26 protein-coding genes are annotated in these 25,391 nt (G+C 59.5%); 9 read left to right on the top strand and 17 right to left on the bottom strand.

Annotated features, from left to right (window positions below; translation table 11 throughout):
• The first annotated feature begins 7 nt into the window (after window positions 1–7).
• Genes odhB through ACEWMW_RS09560 form a run of 5 tightly spaced genes read left to right on the top strand, consistent with a single transcriptional unit; the run spans window position 8 to window position 4,866 of the window.
• Window positions 8–1,264, top strand: coding sequence for a 2-oxoglutarate dehydrogenase complex dihydrolipoyllysine-residue succinyltransferase (gene odhB, locus ACEWMW_RS09580; protein WP_409413707.1), 1,257 nt, complete (start codon window positions 8–10; stop codon window positions 1,262–1,264).
• Between the two features lie 11 nt (window positions 1,265–1,275).
• Window positions 1,276–1,620, top strand: coding sequence for a hypothetical protein (locus ACEWMW_RS09575; RefSeq protein ID WP_409413706.1), 345 nt, complete (start codon window positions 1,276–1,278; stop codon window positions 1,618–1,620).
• Between the two features lie 3 nt (window positions 1,621–1,623).
• Entirely contained in the window at window positions 1,624–3,042 is a 1,419-nt protein-coding gene (gene lpdA, locus ACEWMW_RS09570) for a dihydrolipoyl dehydrogenase (protein ID WP_409413705.1), read from the top strand.
• Window positions 3,042–3,878, top strand: a complete 837-nt coding sequence (locus ACEWMW_RS09565; RefSeq protein WP_409413704.1) for a hypothetical protein — start codon at window positions 3,042–3,044, stop codon at window positions 3,876–3,878. The genes lpdA and ACEWMW_RS09565 overlap by 1 nt, the downstream gene beginning before the upstream one ends.
• Window position 3,879: 1 nt before the next feature.
• Window positions 3,880–4,866 carry a Rossmann-fold NAD(P)-binding domain-containing protein gene (locus ACEWMW_RS09560; RefSeq protein WP_409413703.1) on the top strand — a complete coding sequence of 329 codons (987 nt, stop codon included), beginning with the start codon at window positions 3,880–3,882 and terminating at the stop codon, window positions 4,864–4,866.
• On the opposite strand, the gene ACEWMW_RS09555 is transcribed toward ACEWMW_RS09560, so the two are convergent.
• Together ACEWMW_RS09555 and ACEWMW_RS09550 are read right to left on the bottom strand one after the other, a co-directional pair.
• Window positions 4,863–5,135 carry a hypothetical protein gene (locus ACEWMW_RS09555; protein ID WP_409413702.1) on the bottom strand — a complete coding sequence of 91 codons (273 nt, stop codon included), beginning with the start codon at window positions 5,133–5,135 and terminating at the stop codon, window positions 4,863–4,865. The genes ACEWMW_RS09560 and ACEWMW_RS09555 overlap by 4 nt on opposite strands.
• 65 nt (window positions 5,136–5,200) lie before the next feature.
• Window positions 5,201–5,413, bottom strand: a complete 213-nt coding sequence (locus ACEWMW_RS09550; RefSeq protein ID WP_409413701.1) for a cold-shock protein — start codon at window positions 5,411–5,413, stop codon at window positions 5,201–5,203.
• Between the two features lie 302 nt (window positions 5,414–5,715).
• Between ACEWMW_RS09550 and ACEWMW_RS09545 the strand changes: the two genes are divergently transcribed.
• A complete protein-coding gene (locus ACEWMW_RS09545; RefSeq protein ID WP_409413700.1) occupies window positions 5,716–6,696 on the top strand; it encodes a phosphatase PAP2 family protein in 981 nt (326 codons plus the stop codon).
• On the opposite strand, the gene ACEWMW_RS09540 is transcribed toward ACEWMW_RS09545, so the two are convergent.
• A complete protein-coding gene (locus ACEWMW_RS09540) occupies window positions 6,693–7,616 on the bottom strand; it encodes a hypothetical protein (RefSeq protein WP_409413699.1) in 924 nt (307 codons plus the stop codon). The genes ACEWMW_RS09545 and ACEWMW_RS09540 overlap by 4 nt on opposite strands.
• A 23-nt stretch (window positions 7,617–7,639) precedes the next feature.
• The gene (locus ACEWMW_RS09535; RefSeq protein ID WP_409413698.1) at window positions 7,640–9,364 is read right to left on the bottom strand and encodes a dipeptidyl-peptidase 3 family protein; all 1,725 of its coding nucleotides are present in this window, start codon (window positions 9,362–9,364) and stop codon (window positions 7,640–7,642) included.
• A gap of 137 nt (window positions 9,365–9,501) precedes the next feature.
• Between ACEWMW_RS09535 and ACEWMW_RS09530 the strand changes: the two genes are divergently transcribed.
• Genes ACEWMW_RS09530 through ACEWMW_RS09520 form a run of 3 tightly spaced genes read left to right on the top strand, consistent with a single transcriptional unit; the run spans window position 9,502 to window position 12,203 of the window.
• Window positions 9,502–10,836: an amidase family protein gene (locus ACEWMW_RS09530; protein WP_409413697.1), complete on the top strand. Its 1,335-nt coding sequence runs from the start codon at window positions 9,502–9,504 to the stop codon at window positions 10,834–10,836.
• 12 nt (window positions 10,837–10,848) lie between these two features.
• Window positions 10,849–11,577 (top strand): PepSY domain-containing protein, encoded by a 729-nt coding sequence (locus tag ACEWMW_RS09525; protein WP_409413696.1) that lies wholly within the window; start codon window positions 10,849–10,851, stop codon window positions 11,575–11,577.
• The gene (locus ACEWMW_RS09520) at window positions 11,574–12,203 is read left to right on the top strand and encodes a trimeric intracellular cation channel family protein (RefSeq protein WP_409413695.1); all 630 of its coding nucleotides are present in this window, start codon (window positions 11,574–11,576) and stop codon (window positions 12,201–12,203) included. The genes ACEWMW_RS09525 and ACEWMW_RS09520 overlap by 4 nt, the downstream gene beginning before the upstream one ends.
• Before the next feature lie 2 nt (window positions 12,204–12,205).
• Here the strand turns inward: ACEWMW_RS09520 and ACEWMW_RS09515 are convergent, their stop codons facing one another.
• The 13 genes from ACEWMW_RS09515 to secY all read right to left on the bottom strand — a co-directional run bounded on the left by ACEWMW_RS09515 (window position 12,206) and on the right by secY (window position 25,382).
• Window positions 12,206–13,000: a hypothetical protein gene (locus ACEWMW_RS09515; RefSeq protein WP_409413694.1), complete on the bottom strand. Its 795-nt coding sequence runs from the start codon at window positions 12,998–13,000 to the stop codon at window positions 12,206–12,208.
• Between the two features lie 119 nt (window positions 13,001–13,119).
• The gene (locus tag ACEWMW_RS09510) at window positions 13,120–13,677 is read right to left on the bottom strand and encodes a hypothetical protein (RefSeq protein WP_409413693.1); all 558 of its coding nucleotides are present in this window, start codon (window positions 13,675–13,677) and stop codon (window positions 13,120–13,122) included.
• Window positions 13,678–13,824: 147 nt separating this feature from the next.
• Window positions 13,825–15,981, bottom strand: a complete 2,157-nt coding sequence (locus tag ACEWMW_RS09505; protein ID WP_409413692.1) for a prolyl oligopeptidase family serine peptidase — start codon at window positions 15,979–15,981, stop codon at window positions 13,825–13,827.
• Between the two features lie 64 nt (window positions 15,982–16,045).
• Window positions 16,046–17,425 carry a serine hydrolase domain-containing protein gene (locus tag ACEWMW_RS09500; RefSeq protein ID WP_409413691.1) on the bottom strand — a complete coding sequence of 460 codons (1,380 nt, stop codon included), beginning with the start codon at window positions 17,423–17,425 and terminating at the stop codon, window positions 16,046–16,048.
• Between the two features lie 99 nt (window positions 17,426–17,524).
• Window positions 17,525–17,944 (bottom strand): 50S ribosomal protein L17, encoded by a 420-nt coding sequence (rplQ, locus tag ACEWMW_RS09495; RefSeq protein ID WP_409413690.1) that lies wholly within the window; start codon window positions 17,942–17,944, stop codon window positions 17,525–17,527.
• 84 nt (window positions 17,945–18,028) lie between these two features.
• Window positions 18,029–19,084 carry a DNA-directed RNA polymerase subunit alpha gene (locus tag ACEWMW_RS09490; protein WP_409413689.1) on the bottom strand — a complete coding sequence of 352 codons (1,056 nt, stop codon included), beginning with the start codon at window positions 19,082–19,084 and terminating at the stop codon, window positions 18,029–18,031.
• Window positions 19,085–19,214: 130 nt separating this feature from the next.
• A complete protein-coding gene (gene rpsK, locus ACEWMW_RS09485; protein WP_409413688.1) occupies window positions 19,215–19,604 on the bottom strand; it encodes a 30S ribosomal protein S11 in 390 nt (129 codons plus the stop codon).
• Between the two features lie 56 nt (window positions 19,605–19,660).
• Window positions 19,661–20,029 (bottom strand): 30S ribosomal protein S13, encoded by a 369-nt coding sequence (gene rpsM / locus ACEWMW_RS09480; protein WP_409413687.1) that lies wholly within the window; start codon window positions 20,027–20,029, stop codon window positions 19,661–19,663.
• Between the two features lie 322 nt (window positions 20,030–20,351).
• On the bottom strand, window positions 20,352–21,128 hold the full coding sequence (locus tag ACEWMW_RS09475) for an SDR family NAD(P)-dependent oxidoreductase (protein ID WP_409413686.1): 777 nt from the start codon (window positions 21,126–21,128) through the stop codon (window positions 20,352–20,354).
• An 11-nt stretch (window positions 21,129–21,139) separates the two neighbouring features.
• Complete coding sequence (gene gdhA / locus ACEWMW_RS09470; RefSeq protein WP_409413685.1) at window positions 21,140–22,492, bottom strand: NADP-specific glutamate dehydrogenase; 1,353 nt, start codon at window positions 22,490–22,492, stop codon at window positions 21,140–21,142.
• A gap of 51 nt (window positions 22,493–22,543) precedes the next feature.
• Window positions 22,544–23,281, bottom strand: a complete 738-nt coding sequence (locus ACEWMW_RS09465; protein ID WP_409413684.1) for an SRPBCC family protein — start codon at window positions 23,279–23,281, stop codon at window positions 22,544–22,546.
• Window positions 23,282–23,336: 55 nt separating this feature from the next.
• Window positions 23,337–23,981, bottom strand: coding sequence for an adenylate kinase (locus ACEWMW_RS09460; RefSeq protein WP_409413683.1), 645 nt, complete (start codon window positions 23,979–23,981; stop codon window positions 23,337–23,339).
• A gap of 36 nt (window positions 23,982–24,017) precedes the next feature.
• Window positions 24,018–25,382 carry a preprotein translocase subunit SecY gene (secY, locus tag ACEWMW_RS09455; RefSeq protein ID WP_409413682.1) on the bottom strand — a complete coding sequence of 455 codons (1,365 nt, stop codon included), beginning with the start codon at window positions 25,380–25,382 and terminating at the stop codon, window positions 24,018–24,020.
• Window positions 25,383–25,391 lie beyond the last annotated feature (9 nt).

Below are 25,391 nucleotides of genomic sequence, written 5' to 3'. Positions count from 1 at the left end.
CCAGATTATGGCCACTGAAATTGCAGTCCCCACTCTTGGCGAATCGGTAACCGAAGGCACTATCGGCGAATGGCTAAAGCAGCCCGGCGATCCCGTTGCAGTCGACGAGCCGATCGTCAGCCTCGAAACCGACAAGGTCGCGGTCGAAGTGCCCTCGCCTGTCGCGGGCGTGCTGAGCGAGCACAAGGCAGCTGTCGGCGACACGGTGGAGGTGGGCGCGGTTATCGCGACCGTCGACGATACGGCCGCGCAGGCTGGGCCAACAGATACCAAGCCGCGCGAGCACAAGGATGAAGCGCCAAGCGAGCAGCGCGAGGAAGCGCAGGCCGAAATCAGCGATACCGATACGACCGTGACCATGTCGCCCGCCGTGCGCCGCGCTGTACTCGAACACGGGGTCGATCCGACCACGATCAAGGGTACGGGTAAGGATGGCCGGCTGACCAAGGAAGACGTGCTGGCTGCGGCGAAAGCCAAGGGGAGCGACGCGCCTGCGCCCGCCTCGGCCCCGGCACCATCGGCATCACCCGCGCCGTCCCCTGCCCCCGCGCCATCTGCCGGGGAGCGCCGAGAAGAACGCGTCAAGATGACGCGTATGCGCCAGACAATCGCCAAACGCCTCAAGGGCGCGCAGGATAATGCCGCGCTGCTCACCACGTTCAATGATTGCGATATGACGGCGGTGATTGAAGCACGTACCAAGTACAAGGATCTCTTCGCCAAGAAGCATGACATCAAGCTCGGCTTCATGGGTTTCTTTGCCAAGGCCGCGTGTCTTGCACTAAAAGATGTTCCTGCCGCCAACGCTTACATTGAAGGCGACGAGATCGTTTATCACGATTACGTGGATATTTCGGTCGCGGTCAGTGCGCCCAACGGCCTCGTCGTCCCAGTCATCCGCGATGCTGACAATAAGGGCTTCGCGCAGATCGAGAAAGATATCGCCGACTTCGGTGGCCGCGCACGCGAGGGCACGCTGACAATGGAAGACATGAAAGGCGGCACCTTCACCATCTCCAATGGCGGCGTTTTCGGATCATTGATGTCGACCCCGATCATCAATCCGCCGCAGAGCGCGGTGCTCGGCCTTCACCGGATTGAGGATCGCCCAGTGGCTGTGAATGGCGAAGTGGTAATCAGGCCGATGATGTACCTCGCGCTGAGCTACGATCACCGCCTGATCGATGGCCGCGAGGCAGTCACCGCGCTCAAGATTATCAAGGAAGCGATCGAAGATCCCACCCGGATGCTGATCGATCTGTAAGGTACCAGCATATGACACGTAACCTGATTGTAATTTCGAGCATGGCCCTGTTGGCCGCGTGCAGCGACATAGCAGACGGTATGAGCGAAGGGTTCGAAGAAGGCCTTGCGGAAGAGATCGCCGCGTCCTGCAATACTGAACTGGCGGAAGTTGGCATTGCAGCTGAAGTCGTAGCTCAAACATGCGAGTGCGTTGCGAAGCGCAGCGCAAGCGAGCTCTCCATAGGAGAGATGCTTGAGGAAGGCTCTGGCAAAATCGAAGCCATCTCGGAAGAATGCCTGAATGAGGCCATGGACAAGATGGGTGAAACTCAAGAGCCTGCCACACAATCTGATCCAACTTTGGAAGAGAATTGATCAATGGCTGACAATTCCTACGATTACGACGTCCTTATCATCGGTGCTGGGCCCGGAGGCTATGTCGCCGCGATCCGCGCGGCGCAGCTGGGCCTGAAGACCGCCTGTGCCGAAAGCCGCGAGACGCTTGGCGGGACCTGCCTCAATGTCGGCTGTATTCCCTCAAAGGCAATGCTGCATGCATCCGAATTTTTCGATGCCGCAGCGAATGGCACGATGGAATCCATGGGTGTGGAGGTGAAGCCGAAGCTCAATCTCGACAAGATGCACGCCCAGCGGCTGGATGCGGTTAGCGGCCTCACCAAAGGGATCGAATTCCTGTTCAAGAAGAACAAGGTCGACTGGAAGAAGGGCCTCGCCACCTTCGAAGATGCACACACAGTAAAAGTCGGCGACGAAACCGTCACCGCCAAGGACATCGTGATCGCAACCGGATCATCGGTCACCCCTCTACCCGGTGTCGAAGTCGACAATGATAAGTTAATCGTGGTGGATTCCACTGGCGCGCTCGAACTGCCAAAAGTGCCCAAGACGATGGTCGTCATCGGCGGCGGTGTGATAGGACTGGAGCTTGGCTCAGTGTGGCGTCGGCTCGGCGCGGAAGTGATCGTGGTTGAATACCTCGACCAGCTGCTGCCGGGAATGGACGGCGATATCCGCAAGGAAGCCGCCAAGATCTTCAAGAAGCAAGGCATGGAACTGCGCCTCTCGACCAAGGTCACCGGTTGCACGGTAAAGGGCAAGAAAGCGACCCTCACGCTCGAACCGAGCGCAGGCGGCGATGCAGAAACGCTCGAAGCCGATTGCGTGCTGGTGTCCATCGGCAGGCGGCCCAATACCGATGGGCTGGGGCTTGAAAATATCGGCCTCGAAACCAATCAGCGCGGACAGATCGAAATCGATCACGATTTCCGCACTACTGTCGATGGCGTGTGGGCGATCGGCGATGTGGTCCCCGGCCCGATGCTGGCGCACAAGGCCGAGGACGAAGGCATCGCCGTGGCAGAGAATATTGCCGGACAGACAGGCATCGTGAATCACGATGTGATCCCCGGTGTGGTCTATACCTGGCCGGAAATCGCGGGCGTTGGCCTCACTCAAGAAGAGGCGATCGAGAAGGCGGGCGGCGACAAGAAGGCGATCAATGTCGGCAAATTCCCGATGATGGCTAACAGCCGCGCCAAAACCAATCACGAGCCGGACGGTTTCGTGAAGATCATTGCCGATGCGGAAACTGACCGCGTGCTCGGCGTATGGTGCATCGCCAGCGTTGCGGGCACGATGATCGCAGAAGCGGGCATCGCGATGGAATTCGGCGCGACGTCAGAAGACATCGCCTATACCTGCCATGCTCACCCGACGCACCCTGAAGCGATCAAAGAGGCCGCGATGGCGGTGATCGGCAAACCGATTCACATCTGATGACATCGCCGAAGTGGGCGAAGGTTGTGCGGCTTTGGATTGGCCCGCGCCTCTCCGCCCTGCTCGCGCTGGCACTGCCGTGCCTGGCAAGCCTCGCCTACCTTGCCATCTTCGACGCGCCGCCCAGCTACCTTGTCATCAATTCCGCGGCACTCGCCGGCGGTCTTTTCTGGATTGGCGTCGGGCGAATTCCAGAGAGCTTGCCCGTCAGACGCGCCATCACGGTCGCGCTCATTGCCTTGCTCGCCGTGCCGCTCGTGACGGGGCCGGACATTCACGGCATCTCGCGTTGGATCCCGCTTGGGGGCCTCCATCTGCACGCAGGTATGATCGCAATCCCTTCCCTCGCCTGCCTCGCGGCGCGTGATCGCGATTATGCGCCGCCGATCATTTTGACAGCTATCCTGATGTGCCTGGTCCAGCCCGATGCCGCGAGCGCCTTTGCCCTCACCGGAGCAGCAGTCGGGCTTTATCTCGCATGGTCAGAATGGAAGCCCGGGCTCGTTGCGATCATCGGCTTCTTCGCGGCTCTCTTCGCCCATGTGCGCGGCGTTATCCCGCCGGAACCATTCGTCGAACGCGTCCTGGCAGAGCTCGCGATGACATCACCGTTGGTCGCTCTCACAATGCTCGCCACAATGATAGCGAGCTTCCTGCTGATGCTTCGCGTAATCGACCAGGGCGCACCCGAGCGATACGCGCTTGCAGGAACACTTGCAGGCTTTAGCCTGGCCGGAATGATTTCGAGCTATCCCAGCATCCTCATCGGCTACGGTGCCTCGCCCATCATCGGGTTTGCTCTAGCACTGGGGATGGCGCGAAGGGAGCGCGGATGAAATGACCGGGTCGGTAGCGATCATAGGAGGCGGGCAGATTGGCTATGCCGCAGCCTCGGCCTTCGCGTCCGAAGGTTGGGATGTCACACTCCATGCGCGATCCATGCCCGATTGGCATGACGCCAGCCTTGCGCATTTTCGGCCCTATCTGTTGGGCGAGGATACTGCACCAGCTGCCGACGTGATTGTCGACACCATTGCATACGACGGGGAGGATATCGATCGCTACGATCCGGACCGGGTCGACCGGTTGATAGTCATCTCCTCCGCCAGCGTCTATTGCGACGACAAGGGCCGCACGCTCGATGAGGCAGCGCAGAACGGATTTCCGCAGTTCGATGGCCCAATCACGGAAGATCAATCAACCGTCGCTCCCGGCCCTGATACCTATTCGACCCGCAAAATCCGGATGGAGCAACGCGCTAGCGAGCTTTTCGGCGACCGCGCTACGATCCTGCGGCCCTGCGCAATCCATGGGCCGTGGAGCAGGCACCCACGTGAATGGTGGTTCGTCAAACGCATGATCGACGGGCGCAGGCGCATTCCGCTGGCGCTTGAAGGCAAATCGCAGTTCCAGACAACAGCGGCACGGATGATCGGCGCTTTTTCCGCTTTCGCGGCGCGGCACGCGCAAGGAGGTGTCTTCAATCTGGGCGATGCCGATAGCCCGAGCGTGCTCGAGATCGGCGAGGCGATTGCCCACCATATGGGCGTGGAAGCAGAATTCGTCGGGCTCAGCCGGGATGCGGACCCGTTCCTAGGAAGAACTCCGTGGAGCGTACCGGCCCCCTTCGTGATCTCGTCGAAAAAGGCATTGGCAACCGGCTTTGTCGAAGACGATGCCTATATCATGCGTCCGGAAGCTAATGATTGGTTGGTTGCGCACAATCCCTCTAACTGGCGCGCTGCATTTCCGCAGCTGGCCGCTTATCCGTGGGATTTGTTTGGCTACGCAGCCGAAGATGCTGCGTTAGGAGAATTGGGCTAGGCTTGGTTGCCCGCCTCGGCTTGTGCCGCGTCAGCTGCAGCTGCCTCCGCGGCTTCTGCCGCTTCTAGTGCTTCAGCAGCCCGCTTTTCGGCTTTTTCCAGCTCGACCTTCTCGCGCTGCTTGGCAACGGATCGCGCCTGTGTCGCCAGGCCCCGCCAGGTCTTTTCGGCGCGTAACTCGCGGTCACGCACATTATCAAGGGTAGCTTTTTCGGCAGCAGCCGCTGCCGCCTCGGCCCGCTCGTTGTAGAATTTGTAGTTGTCAGCCATTCATACCTCCCGCTTCAGACCCAGGCGAAAGGGTGCGGCGGCGATCCGCCGCACCCCGTAATCACCTAGTCGGCAGACGACAGGTTCACAGCGCTTTCCTTGCCATTGCGGCCGATCTCAACATCGTAGTTGAGGCGCTGTTCCTTATCGAGATTGGTCATCCCGGCAGCCTGGACTGCAGTGATGTGTACGAAGCTGTCCGGCGAACCATCGTCGGGCTGGATAAAGCCGTAGCCTTTGTCCTGGTTGAAGAATTTTACGGTGCCTACCTTAGACATGAGTGTTCCTTTCAAGAACGCGTGTAGTGCCCCCGCGCGACATTGCGCGGTGGTTGTGCGTCAAATCGTTCGATGAAGGGAAATCGTCGTCTGGTTTATGCCGGGGCCCATGGGGCAAGCGGCGGTCGGCAAATCTCGAAGTCCGTCGCGAATATCGACGTCAATCAGGGGCCTAGCAGCTTGATCCCACAATAGCGAGGACGAAGTTCAATTGGCCCGCATTGGTACGGCAGCACAATAGGTTAAGCTAATTCTACTGGCCTGCATTGCGACATGTTCGCAGGGTTAGTAAGCGACAATAAATGATGCGGGAGACCACACTCGAACTGGCCTGGATTATCCCAGCGGCCCTATTTACCGTTGGCAACGGTCTCCTCGCCTATGCTCTGCTGCCTGCATCAGTGAATTTCGGAAGCGGCCTACAAGTTCTGCCATTTTGGCTCATTATGACTTTCGGCCTTCTCGGCGTCCGACTTGTGTGGAAGGTCTTCGAGATGATGTTCGCTGGGATTAAGAATCCTGTGCGAGAGCTTGCGATATGGATCAGATCCAATAACTGGCTTGTAGCCAAGCTCGTGGTGCTGATGGTGCTTGCCTGGGCCAATATGATGGCGTTTCTATACATCAAGCCAGTACTCAATATCTTCGTGCCATTTGGCGCCGATCCGCTGCTGGCAGACATCGACAAAGCGTTGTTTTTCGGCGTCGATCCATGGGTGCTGCTGTGCTGGATGAATATCGAATTCGCCAACAAGTTCTACCATCCTGGATGGTTTGCCCTGATGATTATCGCACTGATGTTCTTGTTCGCGGCCCCTAGTTCGCCCGAGAAGACGGCGATGGCGTTGAGCTATTTCCTTCTGTGGTCGATTGTCGGGCCGCTGGTGCATACGTTCTTTCCTGCAGGCGGTCCGATCTTCTTCGAGCGCCTCGGCTATGGTGACCGCTTCGCCGGATTGGATCCGGGAGAGCAAACACTGCGCGCTGCCGATTACCTATGGTACAACTTCTACAATGGCGAATTCAGCCCGGCAGCGGGCATATCCGCCATGCCGTCCATGCATGTAACCATGTCTGCCTGGACTGTGCTGTGCTTCTACTATTTCGCGCGCAGATGGTGGATCCCCGTCGCGGCAATCAGCCTCTACATCGCAATACTGTCGGTTGCGCTTGGTTGGCACTATGCCGTGGACGGCATTGCCGGTATCGCCTTGGCATTTGCAGTCTATCTAGGCTTACGAGCTCTTTTCACTCGTCTGCTGCGCGGCAACAATTCTCCCTAGCCTACGCTAAAGCGCTCAAAGAACCCATTGGCCTGCGCATCTGGGATCTCCGCCGTGATGCCGTATTCGCCCGCTTCGAGCTCGACCGTGAAATAGCCGGTCGAACCTCGCGGCATATCGTGGATGCCTCCTACAAACTTCGCCGGTGCCGGGGTCTGCTGCCCATCGATCGGGAAGAAGTCGGGCCATTTCGCCGCAGCATCGACATCGGTGTCGTCGTCGATGCGGAAGACATGCGCATCGTGGCCGACGAAATCGTTGTACATCTGCTGCTCGACGAAATTGACGCGCACCGAGTTGGTCCCAGCCACGAATGCGCCTTCGGTAATCTCGAAACCGCTGTTGGAGAGCGCCAAAGTCACATTTGCTCCCGGCTCGGCCATGCCGCCATCCTCAGCCAGCACGGTTAGTGGCAAGATCATGCCGAGCTCGCCTTCCCGCGAGTTGTAATTGTGTTGCACCCCGTTCGACTTCACATAGCATTCGACGACATAGTTGCCAGGTTCGAGAAACATGGTCGCTTCGCCGGTAACGCCGTCCGACATCATCCCCGGCCCACCCATCCAGACGAGATCGGCGACCCAAGCGGGCATCGTCGAGGCGATTTGTGCGGCTTCTTCGGAGTCTCCCGCGATCGCCGCAGAAAGGCTGAGTTGAATTGGCCTGACGACTTCACGATCCAGCATTTCTGGCGTGATCCCTTCGGGAAGGGGATAGACCAGGGCGTGGTGAGTCATTCCGCCTTCGTTGCGGATCCGGATCGTCGTCCAACCTGACTTGATCGTATCCGGGCCGACGAATTTCAGCCCGTCGACACGCAGTTCCAGCACATTGCTGGTGTCCGCGCTAGTTTCGGGAGGTTCGCTCGCACAAGCCCCCAGCATGGCTGCGGCTAAAAGCATCAAACCAGTTCGAATCATCTTGCCCCCTCCCCCCCCCGGGTTCAGACTTCCTTCGGATAGACCGGCAGGATGTCGACCGGAATGTGATCCATCGAGGCGACTGCCGCCTTCGCGTGCTCGTCGAGATGCGCATACTTTTCGAAGAATGCCTTGGTTCCCTCGTAGTCACCGGTGGCCTGCAGCATCAGTTGCTGGGTGAGTAGTTCCTTCAGCCCCGCTTCCATCTTTGCGGCATCAATCACGAAGCGCTTGGCATCATCGTCCCACGCAATTGCGCCCTTCTCCTTGAGGAAGCCGAACTGCAGGGCATTGCCCCGGCCATGCGCGCTTTCGGTGCCGAAGCGGACCGAGCGGAAAATCCCGGCGAAATAGGTCGCAAGGAGCTGATCCTTTTCGGCCATCGGAATTTCGCCACGCTCCATCATGTAAAGTGTGTTCCACAAGCCCATCGTATCGGCCTTCGATTCCTCAAGGCCCGAGTACATTTCCTTGAGCTCGTCCTGCACGGTCGTTTCACGTCCGCCGACGGTGATGCTGCCCGGCCCAAGGCTATGCGATAGCTCGTGGAACAGCGTATTGTTGGACATGTACTTCTTGACGACCAGTTCCGCCTGGTCAGGCTTGAGAACTACATCGGCAATCGGATCGAGGATGCGGTCGAACTTTGCGCCCAGCACATTGGCAAGGATGACCTTTTTCGCGCCCTTCGCTTCGCGCACTCGTTCATCATTGGGCAGGTTGAAGGCGATGGTTTGCGTGCCCGGAATGTTGTCACCGCCGCCCTGCACCTGATCCGCCACGGCTATCGGGCTTTCGAAGCCGCGAGCGAAGTTCTTGTGCTCATCGGGGATGGGCAGGTTCGCTTCCATATCGCGCAGATAGGCCTTGTACTTGGCGAGCGCGGCGGATGCGTCGGGGTCTTTGAGCGTGACGAAACTCTCAAAGGCGGTCTTTTTGCCGTAAAGACGGTCGGTGTAAACTTCATAGGGCCCGATCGCGACTTCGATCGGAGTCCCTTCGAGGTCCATCCACGCCAGTTCGCTTTCGAAGTAATCGTCGCTCAGGAACGACTTCGCGCGCAGTGACAGGAATTTCTTGAGGCTGGGATTACTCGTGATTTCAGATGCTTCCTCGAGGAGTTTCGCAGCCGGTATCAACCATTCGGCATAGGCCTCGGAATAGGGAATGGCGACGAGCTTGTCCCCGTCGCGGCGCACAACCGTGTAGTCGTCGGTCAGCGCCTCGGCCTCCTCGGGATTGGCCTCGAGATAGGCGTCGAATTCCTCGCGCGTAATGTCAGCCGGATAGAAACCGGCGCCTTCGGGCATCGCCTCGCTGCCCCAGAAAGGGTGCAGTTCTGCCATCTCGTCCCACGGGCCCATATTGCGATCGAACATTGCGAGCAGCAGATCGCGGTCGGCACGGCGACTGCGCGAAATGGCATCGCGGATCTGCGGATTGTTCACCCCGCGCTGGCGCAGGTAGATCTCGCTCATGTAGCCCGAAGCTTCAATCAGCAGGTTGACCACTTGGCGCTCTTCCGCGGTGAGGTAGCTGGTATCGGGATTCATCTCGATCACCGCCAGCGTATCTATGCTGGCGCGCATGTCATAGGCGTTTAGCTCAGCCGCCACGGCAGCCTCCGCTTCAGCGGCAGCTGCCTCGACGGCGGCAGCGGCTTCGGCGGCCGAGTAGTCGGCTTCGTCTTGCGAATAGGTGACGCAGGCGGACGTAGCGAGAAGCAGTGGCAGGACAGCTATGCGCATGAAAGGACCCTCGAATTCTGGTTGCGTGTGTAACGTGTGACAGGCCTAGCGCTTGCGGTGCGCGATGTCATGCCCACCGTGCGCGGGATTGACGGCTCCTGCCCCATCGCCAATGAATGTGCAGGAGGGAGAACTGGATGACTTATCCGAAATTGACGGAAGAACCGGGTGCGATTGAACTGGCTGCGCAGATCAAGGCGGGCGAGTTGTCGCCGCTCGAAGCGGTCGATGCGGCGATCGCGCGGATTGAAGCGGGCGACGGTGAAATCAACGCCGTCGTCGTACGCGATTTCGAACGAGCGCGTGAAACAGCAGCAGCGCTCGATGGACAGTCGCCAAGCGACAAGCAGCCGCTGCTGGGCGTGCCGATGACCGTCAAGGAAAGCTTCAACATCGCTGGATTGCAGACCACCCATGGCTATGCCGAACACGAAGGGTTTTTTCCCAAAGAGGACTCGCATGTCGCATCGGCGCTCAAGGCAGGTGGAGCCGTCATCATCGGCAAGACAAACGTACCTACGGGTTTGGCCGATTGGCAAAGCTTTAACCCGGTTTATGGGCGTACACGCAATCCCCATGACACTTCGAAGAGCGCCGGTGGTTCATCGGGCGGCTCAGCCGCTGCTGTCGCAGCAGGTTTCGTGCCGTGCGACTATGGCACCGATATCGGCGGATCGGTCCGCGTACCGGCGCATTTCAACGGCGTGTTCGGACATAAGCTGAGCTGGGGACTGGTGAGCAAGCGTGGCCACCAATACCCTGGCTTCGGACATATCTTGGTACAGGATGGCCCCTTGTCGGTCCCTGGCCCTTTCGCCCGCAATGCGGCAGACCTAGATCTCCTGGTCCGCCTCACCGCAAGCATGCCATTGAAGGCGCGGCCAAAACCACTCCGGGAATGCCGGTTACTGTACCTCGCCGAGCACCCAGTGAGCGAACTGGACGCCAGCGTGCGGGAACCGATCGATGCAGCCGTTCCCGCGCTGGAGGCCGAAGGAGTAGCGATCGACCGACAAACAGACCTGCTGCCTGATCTTGCCGCGATGAATGCGGATTACATCAAGATGCTCAATATCTCGATGGCCCGCGGCGAACCTGCGCCGAATGGCGCCCAACCCACCGCAGCAGACTGGTTCAAGCTCGTGGATAGTCAGGCGCGCTGTGAAGCAGTCTGGGCGGAACTGTTCGAAAAGTACGATTTTGTGCTCGCTGCACCTGCCCCGATCCTCGCTTTCCCGCACCGCGACGAAGCCGTGTTCAAGGGCGACGTGCCAATAAACGGCACAATGCGCCGGGCAGCCGACGGGTTGGCATGGTCTGGCCTGGCGATCTTCCCCCAACTGCCGTCTACCTGCATGCCAGTTGGTGAAACCGACGGACTTCCCTGCGGCATGCAAGTGATAGGCCCCTACTGGCGCGACCTCGATTGCATCGCAGCGGCAGCCGCGATCGCAGAAATTCTGCACGGATAGGAGCAGCACACAATGGCCGCCGCATCGATGCGCAAATTCGCCAAGTGGCACATCTGGCTCGCCTGGCTCACGGGCGTTCCGATCCTGATGTGGGTTGTTACCGGCCTGATAATGGTCGTGAAACCGATCGAGGAGGTCCGCGGTTCGCATCTTGTGAAGGATGTCCCGGCGGAAAACCTGCCGCGCGATATCGCGATCGCGGTCAACCTGCCCGCAGAATGGGAAAAGGAAGTCCGCTCGGTCGGTACGTCGATGGAGCGCGGCGAACTCGTCACGCGCATCAACTATGCCGACGGCACCAGCGACCGTCTGCGTGAAGACGGCACAAAAATGGCGCCGCTCAGCGAGCTCGAGGCGCGCCTGATCGTGGCGGAGCGTATCGAAGGCGGCGATCAGGTTGCAAGCACCCGGAAATTCGATGCAGACAATGTCCCGTTCGATTTCCGCGCGCCGAGGAGCGTTTGGCAAGTCGCCCTTGAAGATGGGACAAATGTCTATGTCGGAACGCAAAGCGGGCGGATCGAGGCCGTGCGCACTGGTTGGTGGCGCACCTTCGATTTTGCCTGGGGTCTCCACATCATGGACCTGCAGACTCGCGAGCTGGATGGCCAGAGCGCTTTCAACCGCACCATGCTGGTATCCTTTGCTGCGCTGAGCGTTATTGCTTCGCTGCTCGGCGTCGTCCTGATGTTCCGCCGGCGCAAGGCGCGAGTCAAATCGCAGCAGCAGCAGACAGTTTGAACCCGCCCGCGCTCCCTCCGCTGCTCGATCTTCTGGGCACAGCCGTATTCGCGCTGAGCGGCGCGCTGGTGGCGGCACGGTTGCGTCAGACTTTCGTTACAATGGCATTTTTCGCGCTGGTAACCGGGGTCGGCGGCGGATCTTTGCGCGACATGCTCATCGGAACGCCGGCCTTCTGGCTGACCGATCCCTGGGTCGCTCCGGTCATTTTCGGTACGGCTTTGCTAGCGTGGTTCACGCCGACGCGCTGGTGGGATGGCAAGATGCTGGAATGGGCCGACGCGGCAGGCCTCGCGGCTTTCGCCGTGCTGGGGACTGCCAAGGCGCTGGCATTCGGGGTCGCGCCGTTGCCAGCGGTTATCCTCGGCGTAGTGACCGGATGCGCCGGGGGCGTGGTCCGCGACGTGATCGCGGGTGTACCGTCAATCCTGATGCGACCCGAGCTTTATGTGACAGCTGCTGCCCTCTCGGCCCTGCTCACTGCTGCTGGCAGCCTGCTGGGTCTCGACAATCCATACGTGTGGAGCGCGGCGTGGCTTGCCGGATTTGCCTTGCGCGGGGCGGCGATCAAATGGAGCCTCGCCATCCCCGCTTACAAAGACACGGAGCGCGGCCGCCCCGATTGAGATCAGGCTTCGGAGAAGTCCGGCGCTTCGTGGGTGTTGTAGCGATCATCGTCATCCGCAGGGGCAGCGGCGACATCCGCATCGATCTCTTCGCCTGGAAGGGGTCCCCCCGGATATGCCGGACGCACGTCCGAGTCCGCCGATGCCTGACGTTCGATCCGCTGGCGCGCCTGCGCATAGCGATCATCGCCCCACTGGTTATCTTCTACCGGTTCGGCCGAAGCAAATTCTCGCGCGCCGTCATAATCGATCTCGTCGATCCGGCCATCGGCACCAATTTCACAGCTGAAGCTCTCGCCATTGTAGAGCCGACCTTTGACTTTCCAGCCTTCGCCGTCGCGCTCTACCTCATCGACCTGGTCGACCCGCACGTCGCGTTCGATTTCACGCAGGCACATCGAAACGGCGCGATCGATACCGCGCGCATTGTCATAGCGACGGTCGTCACGGCGGTCGCGGTAACGCGTGTCCCGATCGCGGTATTCTCGATCGCGGTTGCGGTAGTCGCGGTCCCGGTAGTCACGGTCGCGGTTGTTCTTGGCAGCGTTGGCGATGGCGGCGATCCCGCCGATGATCAGCACGCCTGCCAAGACATCGCCCGCATCGACCCGGTGGCGACGGTAACGATAGCGACGGTGATAGTCCGAACTCTCGTCAGTGGACACTTCTTGCGGCGCGTGATCCTGCGGCACAGGAGCGGGCAAGTGCGGCAGATCGACTGCGACAGCGGGGGTGGCGGTCAAAGACGCGGCGACGATAAGCGCTACGGATTGAGCAACTGGCTTGAAAACGGGCATAATCCGATCCCTGTTAGAATTCGCAACATTCCCCACCGAATGCCGAGTCGCCTAGGCGGCCCAGACTTACCTTAGCCTGAACCGCCTTGTGTGTCGTTTAGCTTGTGTAATCTGTCACCTCAGAGGCGCCGCAGACCCTTGTAGCGAATATCTGCTACCCGGCCGCGCTCGACGAAGCAGGTGAACTTGCCGTCGTCACTGCGGTGATATCCGCGCCGGTCATGGCGATCGTAGCGATCATAGCGGTCACGGCGATAGTCGCGGTAACGGTCATAGCCGCGATTGGCGACTTCGAGCCGACCCTTCACGCGCCAGCCGTAGCGAGTGTCGTCGACATCTCGGATTTGGGTGACATCGGCATAGCGATAGCCGCTGCGGCGGGCATCACGTTCCACTGCTCGCACACATTTCTCGACTGCCCGGCGCGGATTGCCACCGCGGCGATAGTCGCTGCGATAGCGGCGGTCATCGCGGTAATCATATCGGTCGCGCTTGGATGAGTTGGCAATGGCGGCAATACCGCCCAGGATAACTGCTCCGGCAATGATCTCGCCCGCGCCGATCTTGTCGCGGTCGCGGTGGTCGGCATAGGCCGGTGCGGCAGTTGCCAGCGCCATCGCGCCCACTGCACTCGTTGCGATCCCACCCTTCGCAAATGATTTCATCTTGTTGGTCATGTTGAGGCCCTCCTCAAAAGGCCGTGGCGGGATTGCCTCGGCTATGAAGAGCGTTCTACGCAGCCCCCTGTGAGGCGAGCCTTAATCGGCAGTGCAGGAACTGTTCAGGAAAAGGGCCTCTTTCCTGAATGTATCAGCAATCACGAGTTATTGCGGTTTTTCAGCCACTTTCAATCCCGCGTGATGCGCCAGGAAGCCAAGAATCTCGCCATTTTCCTCGATCAGCTTGCTGGTCGGCTTGCCCGCCCCATGCCCTGCCCCGGTCTCGATTCGGATGATTCGTGGCGCATCGCCGAGATCGGCCGCCTGCAGCGCTGCGGCGTATTTAAAGCTGTGAGCGGGGACCACGCGGTCATCGGTATCGGCGGCCGTCACGATGATGGCCGGGTAATCCTTGCCATCGCGAATGTTGTGGTAGGGCGAATAGGAACGCAGGACCCTGAAGTCCTTTTCCCGCTCCGGGTAGCCGTAATCGTCAACCCACAAGCGCCCAGCCGTCCACCGGTCGAAGCGCAGCATATCCATCACGCCGACATTGGGATTGGCGGCCGCAAACAGGTCCGGACGTTGGTTGGTGACCGCTCCTACCAACAGCCCACCATTCGAACCTCCCTGGATCGCAAGACCGTCCGGCGGCGTGTAGCCCGCCGCGATCAGCGTTTCGCCAGCAGCGATGAAGTCGTCGAAGGAATTCTGCTTGTTCTCGCGCCGCCCTCCATCATGCCATTGCTTGCCGAATTCGCCACCGCCGCGGATATTGGCCAGCGCAAACACCCCGCCCGCTTCGAGCCACGCCATTCGAACCGACGAGAAAGCAGGAGTTTGCGAAATATCGAACCCGCCATAGCCATAAAGAAGCGTCGGTGCAGGCAGCAGCGTGTCCTTCCGCCGCACGACAAACATCGGCACCGCAGTCCCATCCTTCGAGCGAAACAACTTCTGCTCGATCAGGAAAGCGTCGGGATCGATCTTCGCGTCCGGTTCGGCGAAGACCGTCGTATCCCCTGTGTCGAGATCGAGCCGGAAAATCGAAGCGGGCCGATTGAAGCTCGAGAAGCGGTAAAATGTCTCCGAATCACCCGGACTGCCGGTGAACCCGGCCGCTGTGCCGATCTGGCCGAGCCGGATACCCGACATCGGCTCACCGTCGAGCGTGACCATTGCGGCGGTTGTCGCGCCGTTCTGGAGGTAGGAAATGATGAACCGGTCGCCAACGATCGCGGCCTGTTCAAGGGAAAGCTCGCGCTCCGGGATCACAACCTGCCAGCCTGGCTGCTCCGCTTCCATATCGATTGAGACGAGCCGGAAGTTTCGCGCTCCTTCGTTGGTCCGGAAGTAGAGCGTGGGGCCTAGCGCATCGATGAAATCCCACTCGTGATCGAAACCCCTGACGAGTTGCTCCGGCAGATCCTTAAGGCCGTTGCGCGAAGCAAGATCGATCACCCGGATCTCATGCCGAGCCTCGGTTCCCTGCCGGCTCGCAATCACCAGCCATCGTCCGTCGTGGGAAACGTGGAAATCGTGCCGACCGATAGCGGCACCGGGCGTGGAGAATACCCTTACATCTTCCGACTGATCGGTTCCGAGACGGTGGTAATAGAGCGCCTGCCCCGCGTTGGGAGCAAAGAACTCCTCGCCTTCTTCTGGCTCTGGGTAGCGAAGATAGAGAAGCCCGTTCTCCCCTACCCAGTCGAAATTGGCCAGCGATGCAGGGTACTTCACCCATTGCAGCCGGTCGGGGAGAACCTCTCCGCTATTGACGTCCATGAAGCGGATGGTGCGCCAGTCACTGCCATTGTCCTGGATCGAGAAGGCAAGCAGTCCGCCCGAACGTGTCGGCCTGATATCTCCCAAGGCGGCGGTGCCGTCTTGCGACCAGATATTGGGATCGATTAGCAGCTCGCGCTCGCCATCAAGCCCTTCCTGAACAAACAACTGCGCATGATCGAGCGTGCCGCTATTGCGGCTGAAGAAGTACCGGTTCCCCGCCCGGATCGGAGCCCCGAAGCGCTCGTAATCGATCAGCGATGCAATCTTGCGCTTGAACCAGTCGATCTGGGGAATCTCCGCCAGGACGCGCGCGCTATGGGCATTTTGCCGCTGGACCCAGGCCGCCACTTCCGGGCTGCGCCGCACATCCTGTTCCAGCCAGCGGAAAGGGTCTGCCACCTTTTCACCGAAAATGGTCTCGACAATCGGTTCCGTGCGGGTTTGAGGGTATCCTTCGACAGCGACATCATTGCCAATCGCGGGCGCGGACAAGGCAAGAAGTGCTCCCACAAGAGCTATCGGTGTCCGTCGCATCGCCCTTCCTGTCAGTGTGGCTCCATCGCTTGATCTATTATACGTAGCGAATGCGCTGCAGGTTTCAATTCTCGAGCGCTGCAAGCACATCGCGCGTAAAACTGATGATATCGAAACCGTCGCCGCCTGCCGGATCTTCGCCGCGCCGGACGATGACGACATCACGGCTGGGCACAACGACCACATACTGCCCGCGATTACCCATCGCAGCGATGGTATCAGGCGGAATGCCTTCGCAACTGTTGAATAGCCACCAGCTTGCGCCGTAGCCGATACAGCCTCGGTCCGGTTGCGGGCCTGATGGAGCGGAAACATACTCAACCCAGCCTTCGGGGAGGATGCGCTCGCCCGATGGAAGCACTCCGTCATCGAGATAGAGCTGGCCGAGTTTCGCGAGATCGCCAGCGGTAGCCCAGACCTGCGAAGAGAGGATGTAATCGCCCTGCCAATCGGTTTCGGCGACCGTGTGGTCCATGCCCACCTTGGCGAAGAATCTTGCGGGCGGATGTTCCTCGAACGTGTGTTTGATTGCCCGGATTGCCATCAATGTATCATTATTGGCGTAACGAAAGGTCTCCCCCGGCTCGTCAATCAGTGGCCAGTGCGTCGCGGTTTCCTCGACCGTTGCGCCACCGAAGTAGAGCGGATCGGTGCGATTACCCGGTGTATCGGAATACCGGCCTGAAGCCATGCGCAGCAGAGCATCGATCGAGATTGCTCGCCGTGGGTCGCTCTCGTTAACGCCGCGCCCCGCCGAACCATCCGGGTCGATATCCTCATGCATTATCGCAGCGCCAACCAATGTCGCAGCGATGCTCTTGGCAACAGACCAGGTGCGCTGCGGGACGTCGGGGCCGAAATCCTCCGCATAGCGTTCCGCTACTACGGTGCGATCCTTCACCACCATCGCTGCAGTTGTCCGCGCGTCTTTGCGGAACGCATTGTCGGTGAATGCCGCTACCACCGGAGCGAAGCTCGGCCACGCGTCGGTATGGAAGCGCCCGATGTGACTGGGCAATACAACCGTAAGTCCTGCCGGGTCAGCCAAGGCGCCATCCATTCGTTCGAGCGTGGCCCCGATAGGCGCATTGCGGCAGCCATGGCCGACATGGTGCATCGCAAGGCGTGGCGGCATGTGATCATTCCAAGCGACCGTAACGCCGTCGATCAATCCCTCATCGTCACGGATGATGTCTGCAGTGAGTTCGCCTACAATCTCGTCGAGCGGCGACTGGATACCCGTCAACTCCCACTTCTCGACACTTTCGGGTGTGCGCGTCGCGCCATTGCGTTCGGCATTGGCAATGGCGCTGCACAGGAACAGCGCCTTGTAACCGGCGGCCAGCGCCCGGTCATACCGCGCATCGAGGCGTTCCTGCGCATTCTGGGCAGAGAGCGGAGCAGCAAGCAGCAGAGCAGCGGTTGCAACAAGTCGATTGATCATGCGCGTTTCATGCGCTGCCGGAACACAAAAGAAAAGGGCCAGACGTTGCCGCCTGACCCTTCCGCGTACCCGAAGGGCGCGAGTTCCTTTGCGAAACTCTTACGCGTCTTCGAATTCTTCTTCGCTCATGTCGGGGCCGCTGTCCTGACCCTTCGCATCCTCGTCGCGGTCGACAAATTCGATAATTGCCATTTGTGCCGCGTCGCTGCCGCGGTAACCCGCCTTGATAATACGGGTATAGCCGCCTTCACGATCAGCATAACGCTCGGCCAGGACGTCAAACAGCTTCTTGAGCTGTGTCTCGTCGAGCAGGCGCGATTGCGCCAGACGACGGTTTGACAGGCCGCCGCGCTTGGCCAGTGTGACCAGCTTTTCAACATAGGGACGCAGTTCCTTCGCCTTGGGCAAGGTCGTGAGGATCTGCTCGTGCTTGATCAGTGCTGCGGCCATGTTGCGGAACAGGGCCTTGCGGTGGCCCGACTTACGGCTCAGCTTACGCTGCGAAATTCCGTGACGCATTGTCTTCTTCCTTCAGTTCGAAAAGGGCCCGTGTAAGGTAGCCCAGTGCCGGCGGCGCTTGAGGGTGCGCCGCCATTACCCTGATTAACCAAGCAACTCTTGTTCAAGCTTCTTGGCCATTTCCTCGATGTTCTCAGGCGGCCATCCGGGGATGTCCATGCCGAGACGCAGGCCCATGCTGGAAAGCACTTCCTTGATCTCGTTGAGCGACTTGCGGCCGAAGTTCGGCGTGCGCAGCATCTCGGCTTCGGTCTTCTGGACCAGATCGCCGATGTAGATGATGTTGTCGTTCTTGAGGCAATTGGCCGAACGGACCGACAGCTCGAGCTCGTCGACCTTCTTGAGAAGGTAACGGTTGAGCTGGTTGGCGTCGTCTTCCTGCGGAGCGGCAGCCTGGCCGATCATCTGCGAAGGTGCCTGCGGAACGCCGTCTTCGAAGTGGACGAAGAGGGTCAGCTGGTCCTGCAGGATACGAGCGGCATAAGCCACGGCGTCTTCAGGTGCCACGGTGCCATCGGTTTCCACGGTGAGCGAGAGCTTATCGTAGTCGAGTTCCTGGCCAACGCGGGCATTCTCAACCTTGTAGCTCACCTGGCGAACCGGCGAATACAAGCTATCGACCGGAATCAGACCGATCGGCGCATCGGACGGACGGTTCTGAACGGCGGGGACGTAGCCCTTGCCGACATCAGCCGTCAGTTCCATGTTCAGCGTTGCGCCTTCATCGAGATGGCAGATCACCAGATCCTTGTTCATCACTTCGATGTCGCCCGAAACGGCGATGTCGCCGGCAGTGACTTCAGCCGGGCCGGTGACGGAAAGCTGCAGGCGCTTGGCACCCTCGCCTTCCATCTTCAGCGCGATCTGCTTCACGTTGAGGACGATGTCGGTCACGTCTTCACGAACGCCGGCAAGCGACGAGAATTCGTGCAATACGTTCTCGATCTTGATCGAGGTGATCGCGGCACCCTGCAGGCTCGAAAGGAGCACGCGGCGCAGTGCGTTACCGATGGTCAGGCCGAAGCCACGCTCCAGAGGCTCGGCGACGAAGGTCACCTTACGCTTGGGATCGCTCGATTCCTTGATGTCGAGGCCGTTGGGCTTTTTCAGTTCCTGCCAGTTCTTGGTATTGACGGACATGGATTTCCCCTAATTCGCTCGATGGCGTGTTCAAATTTGTTCAGGACCGAAGCGCTCGTGCAGCGCGTCCGGTCCGTAAAATAGCGGCGACCTTGTGAGCCACCAGACAACTACGGATCAGACGCCCTAATCAGACTCTGCGCCGCTTGGACGGCCGCACTCCGTTGTGCGGGATCGGTGTGACGTCACGGATCGAAGTGATCGTAAAGCCAACGGCAGCGAGACCGCGCAGAGCGCTCTCACGGCCGGAACCGGGACCCTTCACCTCAACTTCCAGCGTCCGCACGCCGTGCTCGGCAGCTTTCTTGCCGGCATCGTCGGCGGCAACCTGGGCAGCATAGGGAGTCGACTTGCGGCTGCCCTTGAAGCCCATCATGCCGGCCGAAGACCAGCTGATCGCATTGCCTTGTGCATCGGTGATGGTGATCATCGTGTTGTTGAAGCTGGCGTTGATGTGCGCAACACCGCTCGTGATATTCTTTCGCTCGCGGCGCCTGATGCGACCTGGTTCGCGTGCCATATGGTGTGTTCCTCTATATTCTCAAGAAGGGAAAAGCGTGGGCGAGAGACCCGAGCTTACTTCTTCTTGCCCGCGATGGGTTTGGCCTTGCCCTTGCGGGTACGGGCGTTGGTGTGGGTGCGCTGACCGCGAACGGGCAGACCGGCGCGATGACGGAGGCCGCGATAGGACCGCTGGTCCATCAGGCGCTTGATGTTCATCGCCGTGTCGCGACGCAGGTCGCCTTCGACCGAATGGTCGCTGTCGATGGTCTCGCGAATACGCAGCACTTCCTCGTCGGTGAGGTCCTGCACGCGGCGCGCGTGATCGATGCCCAGTTTGTCAGCAATTTTGACGGCCGTGGTGCGGCCGATACCGTGAATATAGGTCAGCGCGATAATTACACGCTTGTTGGTGGGGATATTTACCCCGGCAATACGAGCCACTTAATTCTCCATGCTCCACAGGATTCGCACCATTTTCCGGGTTCGGACTGGTACAACACCCATCTCAACGCGTTGTTTTTCAACATTTTCAGGGTGCCGAAACGGCGAAAAGTCCGGATGGCGCACATCAAAGGCAGGCGCCTGCCGGACTCACTTGAAAGTGTCGAATGAGGGCGCGCTTAAGGGGATTCGCCCGCTGCGTCAACACCTAAGCGCAGACAAGCGCCAGCGACCGCCAGAACGGTCACTTAACGCAGTCGATGGCGGATTTGTACAACAAACCGCGCGAATGGTCAAAATGGGCGTTTCGGATCGCGCCCGATCAGAAGTTCATACGGGTCGCGCCGCCATCCATCAGGATGTTCTGACCCACGATAAATCCCCCATATTGGCTGGCCAGGAAAGCGCACATAGCGCCGAATTCGCCGGGGTATCCGATGCGTCCGGTGGGGTTTGCCGCATCCCGCCCCGCCTTGATTTCCTCGACGCTCTTTCCCATTCGCTCGGCAGCGGCTGCGATAATCGAATCTTGCCGATCCGTGTCGAAACTGCCGGGGAGCAGGTTGTTGATCGTGACCCCTGAGGAGGCCACCTGGCGCGACACTCCCGAAAGAAAACCAGTGAGCCCTGCCCTCGCCCCGGATGAGAGATCCAGCTTCTCGATCCCCATCAGCACGCTTGACGAAGTAATGTTGATAATGCGTCCGAAGCCGCGTTCGGCCATTCCGTCGATGACCAGCTGGATCAGCGCGATTGGCGTGATCATATTGCCTTCCACGCCCTTGCGTATCGCGTTGCCATCAAGGTCGCGGAAATCTGCCAGCGGCGGACCGCCGGCGTTGTTCACCAGAATATCGACCGGGGCATGGCCCACGAGTTCTTCGCGTACCGAGGCTTGGGTTACGTCGCCTGCGATCGGCGTGATTTCCGCACCAGTCTCTTCGCGCATTTCCTCGGCGGTCCGTGCCAGCTTGGCTTCATCCCGGCCATTTATCACGACACTGCAACCTGCCTGTGCGAGATGAAGAGCGCATGACTTGCCGAGGCCGGCGCTCGATCCGCATACGACCGCGTGGCGGCCAGCAATTCCCAAATCCATAATGTGTTCCTTTAGACTACGCCGAATGCGAGCATCGCGTCAGCGACTTTCTTGAAGCCGGCGATATTCGCACCCTTTACGTAGTTCACGTAATCACCCTCGGTGCCGTATTCGACTGTCTTTTCATGTATGTCGCCCATGATGTCTTCGAGCATTGTCGCGAGCTTTTCAGTGTTCCAGCTGATCCTGTCGGCATTCTGGCTCATCTCAAGGCCGGACACTGCTACCCCCCCGGCATTGGCCGCCTTGCCTGGTCCATATAGCAGCTTGGCATCACGAAATACTTCAACGCCATCAATGGTGGTTGGCATGTTAGCGCCCTCGGCCACCGCTTTGACTCCGTTGTCGACCAGCTTTCTTGCCTCGTCCTCGCTTATCTCGTTCTGCGTCGCGCATGGGAGAGCGACGTCGGCTTCAAAATCCCACGGTTCCGCGCCTTCGTGGTACTCCGCGCCAGAAAATTCCTCCGCATATTCCTTGATCCGCCCGCGTTTCTCGAACTTGAGCTCTTTCACCCAATCGATCTTCTCCTGGCCGATACCATCTGGATCATGGATCACCCCGTCACTGTCTGACAGAGTGAGGACCTTCCCTCCCATTTCGGTGAACTTTTCCGCAGCGTGCACTGCGACATTTCCCGATCCGGAAATCAGCGCAGCTTTGCCTTCGATATCTTCATCGTTGTGCTGAAGCATGTTGCGCAGGAAATAGACGGCACCATAGCCTGTCGCTTCGGGCCGCATTTGCGAGCCGCCATATTCTAGCGCCTTGCCGGTTAGAACGCCTTCCCAGCGATTGGTGATCCGCTTGTACTGGCCAAACATGTAGCCGATCTCGCGCGCACCCACACCGATATCGCCCGCCGGAACGTCGGTATCCGGGCCAATATGTCTGAAAAGTTCGTTCATGAAGCTCTGGCAGAAGCGCATCACTTCGCTATCGGACTTACCGCGCGGATTGAAATTCGATCCGCCTTTCCCGCCACCCATAGGCAGTCCGGTAAGGGAATTCTTGAAGGTTTGCTCAAAAGCGAGGAACTTGAGCACACTTTCGGTAACCGTGGGATGAAAACGAATGCCGCCTTTGTAGGGGCCAATGGCGTTGTTGTTCTGCACCCGCCAGCCGCGCTGCACACGGATGTTGTGATTGTCGTCTTCCCAACACACACGGAAGCTTACCACCCGATCCGGCTCGGCAATACGCCGCAAGATCTGTGCCTCGTGGTATTCTTCCTTGTCGTCGATGAATTCGAAGATGTCCTGCGCGACTTCCTGGACCGCTTGAACGAACTCGGTCTGCCCCGGATTGCGCTTCTTCACCCCTTCCATGAACTGGTTGAGGTCTACGTGATCGGAAACAGCCATTACCTTCTCTCCTCATTGGCGACGGACGCCGCGCGCGCAAATCCTAGGTCGTCAATTCAGATCGTCAAACGCGTCCTCGACGCTGGCTCGCGCTTCGCCAGGATCTTCGGCCGCTTCATCGGCTTCATCGGCTGCCTCGGCAGCTTCAGCAGCCGCGTCCTCAATCGCTTCGCCGGCTTCTTCAGCATCAATCTCGGATGCGCTCCGGCCCGTATCGTCCGCTTCGGGTTCGGCAACCGGTCCCAGATGGTTGGCGAGACCAAGTAACTGCTCACTCATGACACCATCTACGGCATTGGCGATCATGTCCTGATCGAAGCGATGGAAGCCGCCAACGGCGTATTCCCACAAGATGCGCGTGCCAGCATCGGTAGCCCTAAGCGTCACCGTTAGCACTCCGTCGGCCGGCTCGCTTTGTAGCGGCCCAAGGCCGCCGCGCATCCGCAATACCTGGTCGGGAAGCGCGAGAATCACCGTCATATGCTCAACGCCGCCGCTCAGCGCGATATTGGCGGGCGAATCCTCACCCGGCAAGCGTTCGCAAAAACACCCGCCAGCCTGCGGGGTCAGAGTCATATTGGCTGAATCGCCCGACCAGCTATGCGCAGAATTCCACCACTTGCCAGGTGAAATTAGCGCCAGCCATGTCGCGCGTGGATCTGTCGTCACCTCGGCGGTATCGCGCGTCACGAAGCCGCGATCATTCTTCTCGATGACCTCGGCGTGTGCTGCACCCGTGGTTGCGGCCAAAGCCGCAGCAACCAGCATATAGCGGAAATTTCTTAGCACCAGCTTGTCTCCCTTCGCGCCTTGCATAACGCGAAGCGCGAAAGAGCGAAACGTCTTAGCTGAGGATGGCGTCGATTTGCTGTGCCACTTCGTCGATCGAGGCCATGCCATCGACACGGGTCACGATGTCGCGCGCTTCGTAGTAGGGGAGGATCGGTGCTGTCTTGGCACGGTATTCCTGCATCCGTTTGCGCACGGTTTCTTCGTTGTCATCGGGGCGATGCTTGAATTCGCTCGAGCCGCACTTGTCGCATACGCCGGCGACTTCGGGTTGCTTGTGACGCTCGTGATAGCCTTCACCGCATTTGGCGCAGGTAAAACGGCCGGTAATGCGATCGACCAGCGCATCTTCGTCAACCGCAAGTTCGACCACATGATCGAGTTCGCGGCCATGATTGCGCAGGATTTCATCGAGCGCGACAGCCTGGGCTTCGGTACGCGGGTAACCATCGAAAATGGCCCCTACCCCTGCGCCCATGGCAGTCAATTCAGCATCAATCAGCGCAGATACAATCTCGTCGGAAACCAGCTCGCCGCGATCCATCACCGCTTTCGCTTCAAGACCCACCGGTGTCTGCGCTGCTACGGCCGCGCGAAGCATGTCTCCGGTCGAGAGCTGGCGCATCTGGTGGTGGTCCACCAACCTCGCCGACTGCGTACCTTTGCCTGCGCCCGGAGGGCCGAGAAGGATGATATCCATTACGCTAGCTTACCCCCGAACTAACTGGCCTGGCGCCTAGCGCGTCCGGCCCTTGAGTTTCGCTTTCTTGATCAGATCGCCATACTGGTGCGCCAGCAGGTGCGACTGAATCTGGGTGATCGTATCGACCGTCACATTGACGACGATCAGCAGGCTTGTGCCGCCAAGGAAAAGCGGAATACCCGTCTGCGCGATCATGTATTCGGGAATGACGCAGACCAGGGCGAGATAGATCGCGCCGACCACGGTGATGCGAGTGAGGACATAATCGAGATATTCCTCGGTCCGCTTGCCCGGACGGATGCCGGGAATGAAACCGCCATTCTTCTTCAGGTTCTCAGCGGTATCCTCAGGATTGAAGACCACAGCAGTATAGAAGAATGCGAAGAAGATGATGCCTGCTGCATAGAGCGTCATGTACAGCGGCTGGCCGTGCGCCAGATACTGGTTAAGCGTAACGATGAAACTGCCGCCCGTGCTCTCGGTATTGACCGAGTTTCCGGCGAACTGCGTGATCGTCAGCGGCAGGAGCAGAAGCGAGCTGGCAAAGATCGGCGGGATAACGCCGGCGGTGTTGAGCTTGAGCGGCAGGTGCGAACGATCGGCCTGCATTCCGCCACGCTGCGTCGCGCGCTTGGGATACTGCACCAGCAAGCGGCGCTGGGCGCGTTCCATGAAGCAGATGATCAGGATCAGCACGACTACCATGATGACAAAGCCGGCGATGATAGCGGGGCCAATCGAGCCCGTGCGGCCACCTTCGAACAGGTTGGCAGTGAAGCTCGGGAACTGGGCAACAATGCCCGCCATAATGATCAGCGAAACGCCGTTACCGATGCCGCGCGCGGTGATCTGTTCACCCAGCCACAGCAGGAACATCGTGCCGCCAACCAGCGAAATCACAGCGCCTACACGGAACATGTAGCCCGGATCGACAACCGCCTGGATGCCACTCTGTGCGCCGAAGCTCTCAAGGCCTGAAGCGAGGAACCAGCCCTGCATCATGCACAGGAAGACAGTGCCGTAACGAGTATACTGGTTGAGCTTCTGGCGCCCTGTCGTGCCCTCTTTCTTGAGCGCAGCGAGTGTCGGGTGAAGCGCAGCTGCCAGCTGCACGACGATCGAAGCGGTAATATAAGGCATGACGCCGAGCGCGATCAGGCTCATCCGTTCGAGGCTACCGCCTGTGAACATGTTGAACATGTCCAGGATTCCGCCGCGGGTCTGGTCGACCAGACCTTCCAGTGCCAGTGGATTAATACCCGGCAGCGGAACAAAGCTAAGGAAACGGAAGACAATCAGCGCACCGATCGTGAACCAGATACGCTGGCGCAGCTCGGTTGCCTTGGAGAAATTGGCGAGGTTGAGATTACTCGCAATATTGTCGGCGCGTGATGCCATAACAGTCTA

The organism is Litorerythrobacter xanthomarinus (assembly GCF_046254955.1).
Classification (GTDB): domain Bacteria; phylum Pseudomonadota; class Alphaproteobacteria; order Sphingomonadales; family Sphingomonadaceae; genus Qipengyuania_C.
The sequence above is the reverse complement of the archived record's forward strand: the minus strand, read 5'-3'. Positions and strand labels throughout refer to the sequence as shown.

Excerpts from the sequence above, each read along its gene's own strand:
- ACEWMW_RS09490 (WP_409413689.1), bottom strand. The coding sequence starts at position 19,084 with ATGTCCGTCAATACCAAGAACTGGCAGGAACTGAAAAAGCCCAACGGC.
- ACEWMW_RS09555 (WP_409413702.1), bottom strand. The coding sequence starts at position 5,135 with ATGGCTGACAACTACAAATTCTACAACGAGCGGGCCGAGGCGGCAGCG.
- ACEWMW_RS09545 (WP_409413700.1), top strand. The coding sequence starts at position 5,716 with ATGATGCGGGAGACCACACTCGAACTGGCCTGGATTATCCCAGCGGCC.
- rplQ (WP_409413690.1), bottom strand. The coding sequence starts at position 17,944 with ATGCGTCACGGAATTTCGCAGCGTAAGCTGAGCCGTAAGTCGGGCCAC.
- ACEWMW_RS09550 (WP_409413701.1), bottom strand. The coding sequence starts at position 5,413 with ATGTCTAAGGTAGGCACCGTAAAATTCTTCAACCAGGACAAAGGCTAC.
- secY (WP_409413682.1), bottom strand. The coding sequence starts at position 25,382 with ATGGCATCACGCGCCGACAATATTGCGAGTAATCTCAACCTCGCCAAT.
- ACEWMW_RS09560 (WP_409413703.1), top strand. The coding sequence starts at position 3,880 with ATGACCGGGTCGGTAGCGATCATAGGAGGCGGGCAGATTGGCTATGCC.
- ACEWMW_RS09575 (WP_409413706.1), top strand. The coding sequence starts at position 1,276 with ATGACACGTAACCTGATTGTAATTTCGAGCATGGCCCTGTTGGCCGCG.
- odhB (WP_409413707.1), top strand. The coding sequence starts at position 8 with ATGGCCACTGAAATTGCAGTCCCCACTCTTGGCGAATCGGTAACCGAA.
- lpdA (WP_409413705.1), top strand. The coding sequence starts at position 1,624 with ATGGCTGACAATTCCTACGATTACGACGTCCTTATCATCGGTGCTGGG.
- ACEWMW_RS09460 (WP_409413683.1), bottom strand. The coding sequence starts at position 23,981 with ATGGATATCATCCTTCTCGGCCCTCCGGGCGCAGGCAAAGGTACGCAG.
- ACEWMW_RS09535 (WP_409413698.1), bottom strand. The coding sequence starts at position 9,364 with ATGCGCATAGCTGTCCTGCCACTGCTTCTCGCTACGTCCGCCTGCGTC.
- ACEWMW_RS09475 (WP_409413686.1), bottom strand. The coding sequence starts at position 21,128 with ATGGATTTGGGAATTGCTGGCCGCCACGCGGTCGTATGCGGATCGAGC.
- ACEWMW_RS09510 (WP_409413693.1), bottom strand. The coding sequence starts at position 13,677 with ATGACCAACAAGATGAAATCATTTGCGAAGGGTGGGATCGCAACGAGT.
- ACEWMW_RS09565 (WP_409413704.1), top strand. The coding sequence starts at position 3,042 with ATGACATCGCCGAAGTGGGCGAAGGTTGTGCGGCTTTGGATTGGCCCG.
- ACEWMW_RS09505 (WP_409413692.1), bottom strand. The coding sequence starts at position 15,981 with ATGCGACGGACACCGATAGCTCTTGTGGGAGCACTTCTTGCCTTGTCC.
- ACEWMW_RS09500 (WP_409413691.1), bottom strand. The coding sequence starts at position 17,425 with ATGATCAATCGACTTGTTGCAACCGCTGCTCTGCTGCTTGCTGCTCCG.
- rpsK (WP_409413688.1), bottom strand. The coding sequence starts at position 19,604 with ATGGCACGCGAACCAGGTCGCATCAGGCGCCGCGAGCGAAAGAATATC.
- ACEWMW_RS09530 (WP_409413697.1), top strand. The coding sequence starts at position 9,502 with ATGACTTATCCGAAATTGACGGAAGAACCGGGTGCGATTGAACTGGCT.
- ACEWMW_RS09540 (WP_409413699.1), bottom strand. The coding sequence starts at position 7,616 with ATGATTCGAACTGGTTTGATGCTTTTAGCCGCAGCCATGCTGGGGGCT.
- ACEWMW_RS09525 (WP_409413696.1), top strand. The coding sequence starts at position 10,849 with ATGGCCGCCGCATCGATGCGCAAATTCGCCAAGTGGCACATCTGGCTC.
- ACEWMW_RS09515 (WP_409413694.1), bottom strand. The coding sequence starts at position 13,000 with ATGCCCGTTTTCAAGCCAGTTGCTCAATCCGTAGCGCTTATCGTCGCC.
- gdhA (WP_409413685.1), bottom strand. The coding sequence starts at position 22,492 with ATGGCTGTTTCCGATCACGTAGACCTCAACCAGTTCATGGAAGGGGTG.